This window comes from Pseudomonas sp. TH37 (assembly GCF_016650735.1).
GTDB lineage: Bacteria > Pseudomonadota > Gammaproteobacteria > Pseudomonadales > Pseudomonadaceae > Aquipseudomonas > Aquipseudomonas farris.
The window spans coordinates 180,174-192,486 of the sequence record NZ_JAEKFD010000012.1; the positions used below are offsets into that span (position 1 = coordinate 180,174).

At 58.6% G+C, this 12,313-nt stretch carries 10 protein-coding genes; 3 read left to right on the plus strand and 7 right to left on the minus strand.

Features of this window, described 5'->3' with window-relative positions; all coding sequences use genetic code 11:
• Positions 1-10: 10 nt before the first annotated feature.
• From JFU11_RS25305 to JFU11_RS25330, 6 genes are read right to left on the minus strand one after another with little or no spacing between them, the layout of a single operon-like run.
• Positions 11-940, minus strand: coding sequence for an FAD-binding protein (locus tag JFU11_RS25305; RefSeq protein WP_201062460.1), 930 nt, complete (start codon positions 938-940; stop codon positions 11-13).
• 16 nt (positions 941-956) lie between these two features.
• The gene (locus JFU11_RS25310) at positions 957-1,706 is read right to left on the minus strand and encodes an electron transfer flavoprotein subunit beta/FixA family protein (protein ID WP_201062461.1); all 750 of its coding nucleotides are present in this window, start codon (positions 1,704-1,706) and stop codon (positions 957-959) included.
• Between the two features lie 59 nt (positions 1,707-1,765).
• Positions 1,766-3,004, minus strand: a complete 1,239-nt coding sequence (locus JFU11_RS25315; RefSeq protein ID WP_134101477.1) for a CaiB/BaiF CoA-transferase family protein — start codon at positions 3,002-3,004, stop codon at positions 1,766-1,768.
• Between the two features lie 24 nt (positions 3,005-3,028).
• Positions 3,029-4,231 carry a 3-oxoadipyl-CoA thiolase gene (locus JFU11_RS25320; protein WP_201062462.1) on the minus strand — a complete coding sequence of 401 codons (1,203 nt, stop codon included), beginning with the start codon at positions 4,229-4,231 and terminating at the stop codon, positions 3,029-3,031.
• 24 nt (positions 4,232-4,255) lie between these two features.
• On the minus strand, positions 4,256-5,785 hold the full coding sequence (locus JFU11_RS25325; RefSeq protein ID WP_201062463.1) for a 3-hydroxyacyl-CoA dehydrogenase: 1,530 nt from the start codon (positions 5,783-5,785) through the stop codon (positions 4,256-4,258).
• A 3-nt stretch (positions 5,786-5,788) separates the two neighbouring features.
• Positions 5,789-6,574 (minus strand): enoyl-CoA hydratase, encoded by a 786-nt coding sequence (locus JFU11_RS25330; RefSeq protein WP_133076209.1) that lies wholly within the window; start codon positions 6,572-6,574, stop codon positions 5,789-5,791.
• A gap of 237 nt (positions 6,575-6,811) precedes the next feature.
• Between JFU11_RS25330 and JFU11_RS25335 the strand changes: the two genes are divergently transcribed.
• From JFU11_RS25335 to JFU11_RS25345, 3 genes are read left to right on the plus strand one after another with little or no spacing between them, the layout of a single operon-like run.
• Positions 6,812-7,678: an IclR family transcriptional regulator gene (locus JFU11_RS25335; protein WP_093432394.1), complete on the plus strand. Its 867-nt coding sequence runs from the start codon at positions 6,812-6,814 to the stop codon at positions 7,676-7,678.
• Positions 7,679-7,738: 60 nt separating this feature from the next.
• The gene (locus JFU11_RS25340) at positions 7,739-8,893 is read left to right on the plus strand and encodes an acyl-CoA dehydrogenase family protein (protein WP_133076208.1); all 1,155 of its coding nucleotides are present in this window, start codon (positions 7,739-7,741) and stop codon (positions 8,891-8,893) included.
• 54 nt (positions 8,894-8,947) lie between these two features.
• Positions 8,948-10,222: an MFS transporter gene (locus tag JFU11_RS25345; RefSeq protein WP_103408658.1), complete on the plus strand. Its 1,275-nt coding sequence runs from the start codon at positions 8,948-8,950 to the stop codon at positions 10,220-10,222.
• 550 nt (positions 10,223-10,772) lie between these two features.
• On the opposite strand, the gene JFU11_RS25350 is transcribed toward JFU11_RS25345, so the two are convergent.
• Positions 10,773-12,029 carry a site-specific integrase gene (locus JFU11_RS25350; RefSeq protein WP_201062465.1) on the minus strand — a complete coding sequence of 419 codons (1,257 nt, stop codon included), beginning with the start codon at positions 12,027-12,029 and terminating at the stop codon, positions 10,773-10,775.
• Positions 12,030-12,313 lie beyond the last annotated feature (284 nt).

The following is a 12,313-nucleotide window of genomic DNA, read 5'->3' on the forward strand; positions in this document are numbered from 1 at the left end:
TGGTTCATCCTTAAAGGGCTTGCTGAAGTGCTGGCACTGCTTCGAACAAGTCCGCCACCAGGCCGTAATCGGCCACCTGGAAGATCGGCGCTTCTTCGTCCTTGTTGATCGCAACGATCACTTTGGAGTCTTTCATGCCGGCCAGGTGCTGGATCGCGCCGGAGATACCGACCGCGATGTACAGCTGTGGAGCAACGATCTTGCCGGTCTGACCGACCTGCATGTCGTTGGGTACAAAACCTGCGTCAACCGCAGCGCGGGAAGCGCCGACACCAGCGCCCAGCTTGTCAGCCAGGGCGTACAGGTGTTTGAAGTTGTCACCGTTCTGCATGCCGCGGCCGCCGGAAACGACGATCTTGGCAGCGGTCAGTTCCGGACGATCGGACTTGGCCAGTTCTTCGCCAACGAAGCTCGAAGTGCCAGCGTCGTGAGCAGCCGCAACCGCCTCAACAGTCGCCGATCCACCTTCAGCAGCAACCGGGTCGAAACCGGTGGCACGCACGGTGATCACTTTGACCGCAGCGTTCGATTGAACGGTAGCGATGGCGTTACCGGCATAGATCGGGCGTTTGAAGGTGTCAGCGCTTTCGACCGAGATGATCTCGGAGATCTGGTCAACGTCCAGCGACGCGGCAACGCGCGGCAGGATGTTTTTGCCGTTGGAAGTCGCGGCAGCCAGGATGTGGCTGTAACCAGCGCCCAACTCTGCAACCAGAGGAGCGACGTTTTCCGGCAGTTGGTGAGCGTAGGCGCCGTTGTCGGCCACCAGCACTTTAGCCACGCCAGCGATTTTCGCGGCGGCTTCAGCCACGGCGCCAACGTTCTGGCCAGCGACCAATACGTGGATGTCGCCACCGATTTTCGCAGCGGCAGCCACGGTGTTCAGGGTGGCCGGGGCCACTACCTTGTTGTCGTGCTCTGCGATTACCAAGATAGTCATGATTCGGCTCTCCAATTCAAAGCACCTTCGCTTCGTTTTTCAGTTTCTCGACCAGTTCAGCCACCGACTTGACCTTGATACCCGCGCTGCGTGCAGCAGGCGCTTCGACTTTCACGGTCTTGTTGGTGGAGGCGGTGGAAACGCCCAAAGCTTCAGGAGTCAGCACTTCGAGAGGCTTCTTCTTGGCTTTCATGATGTTTGGCAGGGACGCGTAGCGCGGCTCGTTCAAACGCAGGTCGGTGGTGACGATGGCCGGCAGTTTCAGGGAAACGGTCTGCGCGCCGCCGTCGACTTCACGGGTCACGGCAACGCTGTCGCCGGACACTTCGACTTTGGACGCAAACGTGCCCTGACCGTAGCCGCTCAATGCCGCGAGCATCTGGCCGGTCTGGTTGTTGTCGCTGTCGATGGCTTGTTTGCCAAGGATCACCAGCTGAGGCTGTTCCTTGTCGACAACAGCCTTGAGCAGCTTGGCAACGGCCAGCGAAGTCAGGTCTTCAGCGGATTCGACGAGGATGGCGCGGTCGGCACCCAGAGCCAGCGCGGTGCGCAGTTGCTCTTGAGCGGTGGACGGGCCGATGGAGACGACGACGATTTCAGTCGCAACACCTTTCTCTTTAAGGCGTACGGCTTCTTCCACGGCGATTTCACAGAATGGGTTCATCGACATTTTTACATTCGCAAGATCGACGTCTGAGTTGTCCGCTTTAACCCGGACCTTGACGTTGTAGTCGACCACCCGCTTGATGGCTACGAGGACTTTCATGGAAAACTCCATTGCAAAAAAAAGAGCCCGGCTCGCGTTCGGCGCGCCGGGAAAGCGAATCAGCGCTCGCCCAACTGCTCAATCACGCCGCTGGCCTTCAGTTGCGCCAGGCGCTCGTCGTCCAACCCCAACTGACGCTTAAGCACTTCATCCGTATGCTCACCGAGCATCGGCGCCGGGCGCAGGTATTCCACCGGCGTACCCGACAGCTTGATCGGGCTGCCGACGGTCACGAAATCGGCCTTCAGCGGATGGGGTATCGTCACCAGCATATTGCGCGCCTTGACCTGAGGCTCATCCAGCGCCTGGGCGATGCTGTTGATCGCGCCTATTGGCACACCCCGAGGGTGAATACGGTCGATCCATGCCTGCGCGCGCCCCTCAAGGAAATGCCGAGACAAGATTTCGATAATCGCTTCGCGATTGGCCACCCGGTCGGCGTTACGCGTGAAACGTGGATCTTCAGGCAGGTGTGCGAGGTCAATGGCCTCGCACAACGCGACGAATTGCGAGTCGTTGCCGCAGGCGATGATGAAGTCCTGGTCACTGGCGCGGAATACCTGATACGGCACAATATTGGCGTGAGCATTGCCATATCGCCCGGGCGGCTTGCCGGAGGCCAGGTAGTTCTGACTCTGGTTGCACAGGGTGGCAACCTGCACATCCAGCAACGCCATATCGATATGCTGACCGAGCCCGCTCTTTTCCCGGCTAAGCAGCGCCGCCTGGATCGCCACCGTGGAATACAACCCGGTCATCAGGTCGGAAAAAGCCACGCCGACCTTTTGCGGTCCGCCACCGGGCAAGTCATCGCGTTCCCCGGTGATGCTCATCAGCCCGCCGATGCCCTGCACGATAAAGTCGTAACCGGGCTCGGCAGCACGCGGGCCGGTCTGCCCGAAACCGGTGACGGAGCAGTACACCAAGCGTGGGTTCAACTCCGCCAGCGACGCGTAATCCAACCCATACTTGGCCAGGGAACCGGCCTTGTAGTTTTCGATCAGCACGTCGCAATCGGTCGCCAGGGCACGCACCAACGCCTGCCCTTCCGGGCTGGCCAAGTTGAGCGCCACCGATAACTTGCCGCGATTGGTCGACTGATAATAGGAGGCCTCAGAGGTCAGCTCGTCGCTCTGGCCTTTCATCCAGGGCGGCCCCCAGCCGCGGGTGTCGTCACCGACGCCTGGCCGTTCCACCTTGATCACTTCCGCGCCGAGGTCGGCGAGGGTTTGCCCGCACCAGGGCCCGGCAAGTACACGGCTCAAGTCGAGCACGCGGTATCCAGTCAAAGCACCCATGTCATTTCACCTTTACTTGAGCGTTCACGCGCGCTCGATAACCATCGCCAGCCCTTGGCCGACACCGATACACAGACTGACCACGGCGAAGCGTTTTCCGCTTTCCTGCAACGCCCGCGCGGTACTCAGCGCCAAGCGCGCGCCTGAGGCACCCAGTGGGTGGCCCACCGCGATCGCGCCACCGTTGGGGTTGACCCGAGGATCGTCAAGCGCAAGGCCCAGCCCCTTTAGACAACCCAGCACCTGGCTGGCAAACGCTTCGTTGATTTCGATGATATCCATGTCCGCCAGCGTCAGGCCGGCGCGGGCCAAGGCTTTGTTGATCGCCTCCACCGGGCCGACGCCCATGATGCGCGGCGCAACACCTGCGGCGGCGCTCGACAGAATTCGCGCCATAGGCACTAACCCGTGGCGCTCACCGGCGGCGGCAGTACCGATCAGCAGTGCCGCCGCCCCATCGTTTACACCTGAAGCGTTGCCGGCGGTGACCACACCACCTTCGTGCAAAGGGCTTAGGCGCGTGAGGGCCGCAAGGTCGGATTGTGGGCGTGGGTGCTCGTCTTGCTCGACCAGGTTGGGCGGCGTCTTCCGACCAGTGGGGACACTGACACCGAGGAGTTCGTCGTTGAAGAAACCGCGCTGGCGTGCGGCGTGGTAATTCGCCTGGGAACGCGCAGCGAAAACATCGGCCTGGGTCCGGTCAATGCCGTACTCCTGGGCCACGTTGTCGCCGGTCTGCGGCATGCTGTCGTTACCGAACTCGGACACAATCCTCGGGTTGGGAAAGCGTGCGCCGATGGTGCTGTCGAACACGGTGAAATCACGGCTGTAGGCCGCATCTGCTTTGGCCATCACGAAGGGAGCACGGGACATGCTCTCCACCCCGCCGGCAACGAATAGTTCGCCTTCCTGACAGGTAACAGCCCGGGCGGCATCGATTACGGCGGCCAGCCCACTGGCGCACAGTCGATTGATCGTCTGCCCCGGCACCGTCACAGGCAAACCGGCGAGCAGCGCAGCGTGACGCGCAATATTGCGGCTGTCTTCACCGGCCTGGTTGGTATTACCAAGGATCACGTCTTCGATGGCATCGCCAGGGATGGCATAGCGAGCCAGCAATTCCCGGATCACATGGGCCGCAAGATCATCGGGCCGCACGGGCGCCAGCGCGCCAGCGTGGCGACCGAAAGGCGTGCGCAACCCTGCAAAAATATAAGCGTTGAGCATGGCAGTTTCCTAAGCGTTAAGGGATCAAGTCAGGGTCGGTTCGGGATGGCACAGCGACAGGCTGAGTGCCGCACGACGACGCAGCCACGGGCCAGGTCGGTAACGAGGGTCACCGGTCAGTTCCGTCATGCGCTCCAGGATAGTCAGCAAACGCTGGGGCCCGACGCTGTCCCCCCAGGCCAATGGCCCTTGCGGGTAACCCAGCCCCCGGCGCACGCCTTCGTCCAGGTCTTCGACGCTGGCAATGCGTTGTTGCACGATATCGCCCGCCAGGTTGACGATCATCGCCAGCACCCGCTGGGCCACAAAGCCGACACTGTCATTGATCACGCTGACACCCACACCATCGCGTGCCAGCAATGCGTGTGCGGCATTGCGCAGGTCGACGCGGGTGGTGGGGGTAAGCATCAGCGTGCGGTAACGAGTGCAGTCGAGCAGCGGGTCGATGCAAACGGTACGGGTCGGGTCGGTGGCAAAGCGTTGCGCCGCGCGAGTGGCGTCATCCCCATACGGTGCCAGCAGGCACAACGCATCATCCGACGGTGTGGCCCCCTGCTCTACCTGCGCGCCGAGTTGCTCCAGCAATGCGCTCAAGCTGGCGCGGTCATTGTCGTTTTCGGTACCCAGCCAGACGGGCGGAAACGCCTCCACAGTAGGTACGGCCTGCGGCTCCGGCGCATCCACCCTCTGGCCATCGACATACCGGTAGAAACCACGCCCGACCTTACGCCCGACATACCCCGCCTCGAGCATCTGGCGGGTCAGCGCGGCCGGACGATAACGCGGTTCCTGGTAGAACTGGTTGTAGATTGACTCGATCACCGGGTGGGACACATCCAGCGCCGTAAGGTCGAACAACTCCAGCGGCCCCATGCGGAACCCCAAGCCTTCACGCAGGATGCGGTCAATCTCTGCGGGTTCCGTTACGCATTCCTTGAGTATCTGCAGGGCTTCGGTGCTGTAGGCACGCCCGGCGTGGTTGATGATAAAACCGGGGGTGTCCTTGGCCCGGATCCCGCGATGTCCCATCCGCGTAGCCAGCGCTTGCAAGCTGTCGCCGACGCGCGGATCGCTGGCCAAGCCATCGATGACCTCCACCACCTTCATCAGCGGTACCGGGTTGAAGAAGTGAAAGCCCGCCACACGTTCCGGGTGCTTGCACTCACGCGCGATGCTGGTCACGGACAGCGATGAGGTGTTGGTGGCCAATATGCAGTCATCGCGCACCACCGCTTCAAGTTGGGCCAGCAAGGCCTGTTTGGCATCCAGGCGCTCAATAATGGCTTCCACCACCAGGTCAACATCGCTGAGCTCGGTTAAAGCCGTCCCCACCCGCAAACGCTCAAGTGTTGCCTGGGCATCGCTGCCGGGAACCTTGCCCTTGGCAACCAGCTTATCCAGGGTCTGCCCCAAGTTTGCGCGAGCGGCCTCGGCGGCGCCCTCGCGGTTGTCGAACAGCAAGACTTCAACACCTGCCTGGGCTGCAATCTGGGCAATGCCGGTGCCCATGACGCCGGCACCCACCACCGCCATACGCTTGATTTCACGTGTCATGGGTCATTCCCCCGAAAAGCTGGCTTTGCGTTTTTCCAGGAAGGCGTTGGCACCCTCCTTTTGGTCCCGCGAGTCAAACAGCAACTGGAACGCCTTACGTTCCAAGGCCAGCGCACTGTCCAGGGGTAAGTCGGCACCGAGCAACATCACTTCCTTGATCTGCGCAACCGCCAACGGTGGCAATGCGGCAATCTCTGATGCGAGCTCAAGCGCGCGCGGCAACGTGCGCTCATCACTCACCACCTCGCTGACCATGCCCATTGCAAGCGCCTCGGGCGCGGGCACCAGGCAGCCCGTCAGCGCGATACGCATGGCCTGGAACTTACCGACCGCACGGATCAGCCGTTGCGTGCCCCCCGCCCCCGGCATCAGGCCTAGCTTGACCTCAGGCTGGCCGAAGCGCGCCGAGTGTCCGGCAACAATAATGTCGCAGTGCATCGCCAGCTCGCAGCCGCCACCCAAGGCAAAACCGTTGACCGCGGCGATCACCGGTTTAGGGCAACGAGCGATGGCATCCCACAGGTATTCCGTGTGACGACGGTACATCTCGATCGGGCTGGCCTGGGCGAACTCGCGGATGTCGGCGCCGGCGACGAAACACTGTTCGCCGCCGGTGAGGACGATCGAACGCACCCGCGCATCAACGGATAGCGCACGAAAGCTCTCGGCCAGTTGTTCGCGCACTGCGCTGTTAAGGGCGTTCTTTACTTCGGGCCGTTCAATACGTACGACAGCGACGCCATCCTCGCGAATCTGTACATGCACGACCGGTTCTGGTTGGGAGTTCATAGCGACCTCTTATTATTGTTTCGCCAGGCGAAACTTAGTACCGCAATTACAATCCATCATAGGGAGGCTTCCAATTCTCTGTAAACATAAAACACGAAAAATCTAACAAAGCCCAATGATTACTGGTCTTTATCCACAAACAACAAAGCCATTGGTTTTTTTATCGCAAGCGAATACAATTTCGCCAGACGAAACTGTATTTTATTTTCTTGCATTTTTTTAAAGTGAGGTTCTACCATGGCTCGCATCAAGGCAGATCAGCAGGCCGCTGACACGACCAAGGGAGCGGATGAAATCGGGTTACTGAAGATGGGCATGCTCGACCCCGCCAGCGCACTGAGCGACGACGAAAACAGCGGCCAATTCGTGACGGCATTGGCACGCGGCCTGGAACTGATGAGGTGTTTCACCCCGCGCGACAACGTGCTGGGCAATCAGGATCTGGCGCGCATGACCGGCCTGCCCAAACCGACCGTGACGCGACTGACCAACACGCTGATGCGTCTGGGCTGTCTCAAACGAGAAGTGCATTCGGGCAAGTATCAGCTGGATGTCGGGGTGTTGGGTTTTGGCTACGCCATGTTGTCGAACCTGGCGATTCGCACGGTGGCCCATCCGTTGATGGAGGAGCTGGCGAACCACGCCCAGGCCGCCGTCGCCATGGCCTCTCGTGACCGCCTCCAAATGGTGTACCTGGATGTGGTCCAGGGCCAGGGCAACATGACCATGCGTCGTCAGATCGGCAGCTACTTGCCCCTGGCACAGAGTTCAGTAGGCCGTGCATGCCTGGCGGCCATGCCGGAAACCGAGCGGGAGTTTTTGCTCGATCACATTCGCCAGCGCGAATCGGAGCAGTGGCCGGCCATCCGAAAAGGGCTGGACCGGGCATTCAGAGATTACGCCGACTACGGCTTCTGTCTGTCGATCGGTGAGTGGCATCGCGACGTCAATTCCGTGGCCGTGCCGTTGGTGCACCCGCAATACGGGTTGCTGACGTTCAACTGCGGTGGGCCGAGTTTTCAACTGCCCCGCGAACAGCTCATGGACGACATCGGGCCTCGCCTGATCAACATGGTTAATAACATCGGTGCCGCTGCTCGCTGACGCAACGGAGTAACGGCGCCCCAATAAAGAACCGCTCGCCTGCGAGCGTTAGGAGCGCACATGATCCGTGATACCGAAACCCTGCAGATTCTTCTGGACTCACTTCGTCAGTTTGTCGGCGAAGTGCTGATCCCTCGGGAAAACGAGGTGGCCGACACCGACGCAATCCCCCAGGACATCGTTGAACAGATGCAGGCCATGGGTCTGTTTGGTCTGACACTGCCGGAAGAGTTTGGCGGGCTGGGCGTCACCATGGAGGAGGAGGTGAATATCGCCTTCGAACTGGGGCGCACCTCCCCGGCGTTTCGCTCCTACATCGGCACCAACAACGGAATCGGCTCCATCGGCATCCTACTCGATGGCACCGAAGCGCAAAAACACCACTACCTGCCCAAGCTCGCCAGCGGTGAACTGCTCAGCTCCTTCTGCCTGACCGAGCCCGACGCCGGCTCAGACGCCGCCTCGCTAAAGACCACTGCCGTGCGCGATGGCGATAGCTACATCCTCAACGGTACCAAGCGTTTCATCACCAATGCCCCGCATGCCGGTATCTACACAGTGATGGCCAGAACCAGCACTGAAATCAAGGGCGCGGGCGGCATCAGCGCATTCATTGTCGAACGAGGCACGCCAGGCGTTTCCCTGGGCAAACCTGACCACAAAATGGGCCACAAAGGCGCCCATACCTGTGATGTGATCTTCGAGAATGCCCGCGTGCCCGCCAGCCAACTGATTGGGGGTATCGAAGGTGTTGGGTTCAAGACCGCGATGAAAGTCCTCGACAAGGGTCGCCTGCATATCGCCGCGTTGAGCGTGGGCGCTGCGGAGCGGATGCTGGACGACGCCTTGCGCTATGCACTGGAACGCAAACAGTTCGGCAAGCCCATCGCCGAATTCCAACTGATCCAGGCGATGTTGGCCGACAGCAAGGCAGAAATCTACGCCAGCCGCTGCATGGTGCTGGATGCCGCGCGCAAGCGCGACGACGGCCATAACGTCAGCACTGAAGCCTCCTGCGCCAAAATGTTCTCCACCGAAATGTGCGGCCGCGTCGCCGACCGTTGCGTGCAGATCCACGGCGGCGCCGGTTATGTCAGCGAGTACGCCATCGAGCGCTTCTACCGCGATGTGCGCCTGTTCCGCATCTATGAAGGCACCACCCAGATCCAGCAGATCGTCATCGCGCGAAACATGATCCGCGACGCGCAAGGCTAAGGCGCAAGCTCCCCCAGGTCCAGTTCCACCCCATAAATACAATAAGGTAACTCCATGGACGCTACTGCTCAGGCAAGTGCGACTGCGCACGCCCAATCCAGCACTTGGGTGTTGGTCTTCATTTTTTGCTTTCTCGGATTATTGATCGACGGTGCCGATTTGATGCTGCTGTCCTACAGCCTCAACAGCCTCAAGACTGAATTCGGCCTGACTAACGTCGAGGCCGGCAGCCTGGGCAGCTTTACCCTAGCAGGGATGGCAATCGGCGGTATCTACGGCGGCTGGGCCTGTGATCGGTTCGGTCGGGTAAAAACCGTGGTCTGGAGTATTTTGCTGTTCTCCGTAGGCACCGCCGCCTTAGGTCTGACCCATAGTTACTGGCAGTTCGCGCTTATCCGATTCCTGGCCTCGCTGGGCATCGGCGCGCTGTACGTGGCGTGCAACACACTGATGTCCGAGTATGTCCCCACTCGCTACCGCACCACGGTACTCGGCACCCTGCAGGCGGGTTGGTCCGTAGGTTACATCGTCGCGACGCTGCTGGCTGGTTGGATATTGCCTATTCATGGCTGGCGCTGGCTGTTCTATATCGCGATTATTCCGGTGACTCTTGCGTTGGTGATGCAACGCTTCGTGCCCGAGCCCCAGGCTTGGATCAACGCCCAAACCGAACGCGCCAAGCAAAAAATCGCCGGCATACGCAGCGGATCAGTTGTAAAGCGCGAAAGCATGTACAAACAAATTTTCAGCGACCCGCAGGCAAGTCGGATGTTCATCTGCTGGGCTCTTACTGCCGGTTTCTTGCAGTTCGGCTACTACGGTGTAAACAACTGGATGCCGACCTACCTGGAAAGCGAACTGGGCATGAACCTCAAGTCCATGACGGGCTACATGGTGGGCACCTATACCGCGATGATCCTTGGCAAAATCCTCGCAGGCATGGCCGCCGATCGTATCGGGCGCAGAACCGTATTCGCCTTTGGCGCCCTCGGCACGGCGGTGTTTCTACCGGTGATCGTGCTGTTTCAAAGCCAGGACAACATTCTGTGGATGCTGGTCGTGTTCGGCTTTTTGTATGGCATTCCGTATGGCGTCAATGCGACCTACATGACCGAAAGTTTCGAGGCGAAGTTACGCGGCTCTGCGGTCGGTGGTGCTTATAACATTGGCCGTTTGGGTGCTGCGGTAGCACCTGCGGCAATTGGCTTTTTGGCCTCCCATGGCTCGATTGGCGTAGGTTTTCTGGTCATGGGCGCGGCCTACTTCATCTGTGGCGTGATTCCAGCACTGTTTATCAGGGACAAACAATTCGATCCGCAAAAGCAATAGAACCGGTAATTCAACAATTCAGTAGCAGTCTGTCGGAGCTCCTTATCCGACTGACCGCTGCTATTGAACATGCTCAAGAGACGTCAATTTTTTGTTCAAATCTGTTTGAACCGCCATATTCCCCGCAACAAACGTCGACCATTTGACCCGGATCTTTCTGGCATTTTCGAAAACTTATCCTTCCTGCTCGCTTTAACTAGGGTGAAAAAAAACGCCTTGAAGAAGCCTGTCGCGACCGACAGCTATCGGCCAATACCGCCGATAACGTTTGACAGGAATGAACCCCGAAAAAACCGTCATCAACTCAGTTATTTAGTTAGGACAACACCCACCGGACGGGTTCCGAGCTCGGTATCCGCTGAAGATTCCACCCAGAGCCAGCCGTTTTGTGGGGGTAAAAACACTTAAAAATAAAAAAGGGTCGCGAGATAAAATCTCGCAACCCTTTGAATTATATGGTCGGGACGGAGTGATTCGAACACTCGACCCCTAGCACCCCATGCTAGTCACAACCGACCGACATCAGTAGGGATTAGTAAGAAGCTGTACCTCAATTGGTAGCCGTCCCACTGTCTTGTACTTCCTGTATGCCACACACGTATCGTGACCAGTGATCCATTAACATTTGCCGCTTTCCGAAAAGGTCTCCACGGCGATAAGCCGCCTCAACCGCACTCTCTACTGCATGTGCAAGTGCCTGCTCGCAGACCTCTCGAGGATAGTGGGTGACCTCACTCGCCCAATCCCTAAAAGTCGAACGGAATCCGTGAGTCGTGAGATCGTTGCGCTTCATTCGACGCAAGACCATCAGCATCGCCATGTTACTCAGCGGCTTCCCTTTTCGAGCACCCGGAAACAGATGATTGTTCCCTTCTACGCGAGGAAGACCGATCAGTAGGTCCAATGCAGCTTTCGACATCGGAACCCGGTGCTCTTTCCCTGCTTTCATTCGCGACGCTGGAATGGTCCATATCCCTGCCACGAGATCAATCTCCGCCCAGGTAGCGTCAAGCACTTCACTGGTTCGGCAGGCTGTCAGGATGGTGAAACGCAGGGCTTTGGAGCTCAGATCTTGTGCTTCTTCAAGAGTTGCCACAAACGCGGGAAGTTCGGTCCATGGGATGGCTGAATGATGTTTTACGGCGCGCACCTTTAGGCGAGGGGGCAAAAGCTTGTCCAAGTGCCCCCGCCATCGAGCGGGGTTTTCACCATCGCGCAGCCCTTTAGCCTTTGCTGCATCAAGGACCAATTCGATTCGATTCCGCAACCGACTGGCGGTTTCAGGTTTTACTGTCCAAATTGGCTTGAGGATTGTCAGCACATGCTCAACGCCTACCTCCTGCGTAGGAAGCTCGCCTATGACCTTGAACGCATAGGTAGCCAAAGTATTCTCCCACTGCTGAGCATGTTTGGCATTTTTCCAGCCCGCCCTGTGGGCAGCGATATAGTCGAGAGCAACGTCTTTGAAAGGGGTTGCCCTGGCTCTTGCTGTGGCTTGAGCCAAACGTTCGGCTTCTTTTTCCAGCTGTTGTCGCTCCAACGCCTCATCCCGATGAGTGAGCGGATCGACGCCTGACTTGCTCAGCTTTCTGGCCTCTGCTGCTTTCTCACGAGCTTTCGCGAGACTTACTTCGGGGCTCCCGCCCAGCCCCATGTCTCGGCTCTTGCCGGCAATCTTGTAGCGAAAGATCCAACTGGCGCCACCGGAACGGCCGACTTTCAAATAGAGGCCGTCGCCATCATTGGTCATTCCAACCAACCCGGCCCTGATTATTTTCACTACGGCTTTTGTCGTCAGTGATGTCATCAGTCACCTCCGATTTAAAGGATGATGACTCAATCTAGATGAGTTTCAGCCCATACTCCAGCCCATACCTTGGCCCCTAGCTTTCCGTGGTTGTACGCGGAACACAAAAGACAAAAATATTTATAACTGACTGTTTTTGAAGTTGTTTTACGCACCAAATAGAACCTCAATAGACGTCAATGAACATCAAAATAAAAGACATCGCCTCCGCCATCTTATGTACGACAAAGCCCTGATTATTCAGGGCTTTGTCGTTTCTGGCATTCAGGAATTTTGCTCCTCTC

What these genes read in the sequence shown, in the direction of transcription:
- JFU11_RS25305 (WP_201062460.1), bottom strand. Translation starts at nt 940, where the DNA reads ATGACTATCTTGGTAATCGCAGAGCACGACAACAAGGTAGTGGCCCCG.
- JFU11_RS25310 (WP_201062461.1), bottom strand. Translation starts at nt 1,706, where the DNA reads ATGAAAGTCCTCGTAGCCATCAAGCGGGTGGTCGACTACAACGTCAAG.
- JFU11_RS25315 (WP_134101477.1), bottom strand. Translation starts at nt 3,004, where the DNA reads ATGGGTGCTTTGACTGGATACCGCGTGCTCGACTTGAGCCGTGTACTT.
- JFU11_RS25320 (WP_201062462.1), bottom strand. Translation starts at nt 4,231, where the DNA reads ATGCTCAACGCTTATATTTTTGCAGGGTTGCGCACGCCTTTCGGTCGC.
- JFU11_RS25325 (WP_201062463.1), bottom strand. Translation starts at nt 5,785, where the DNA reads ATGACACGTGAAATCAAGCGTATGGCGGTGGTGGGTGCCGGCGTCATG.
- JFU11_RS25330 (WP_133076209.1), bottom strand. Translation starts at nt 6,574, where the DNA reads ATGAACTCCCAACCAGAACCGGTCGTGCATGTACAGATTCGCGAGGAT.
- JFU11_RS25335 (WP_093432394.1), top strand. Translation starts at nt 6,812, where the DNA reads ATGGCTCGCATCAAGGCAGATCAGCAGGCCGCTGACACGACCAAGGGA.
- JFU11_RS25340 (WP_133076208.1), top strand. Translation starts at nt 7,739, where the DNA reads ATGATCCGTGATACCGAAACCCTGCAGATTCTTCTGGACTCACTTCGT.
- JFU11_RS25345 (WP_103408658.1), top strand. Translation starts at nt 8,948, where the DNA reads ATGGACGCTACTGCTCAGGCAAGTGCGACTGCGCACGCCCAATCCAGC.
- JFU11_RS25350 (WP_201062465.1), bottom strand. Translation starts at nt 12,029, where the DNA reads ATGACATCACTGACGACAAAAGCCGTAGTGAAAATAATCAGGGCCGGG.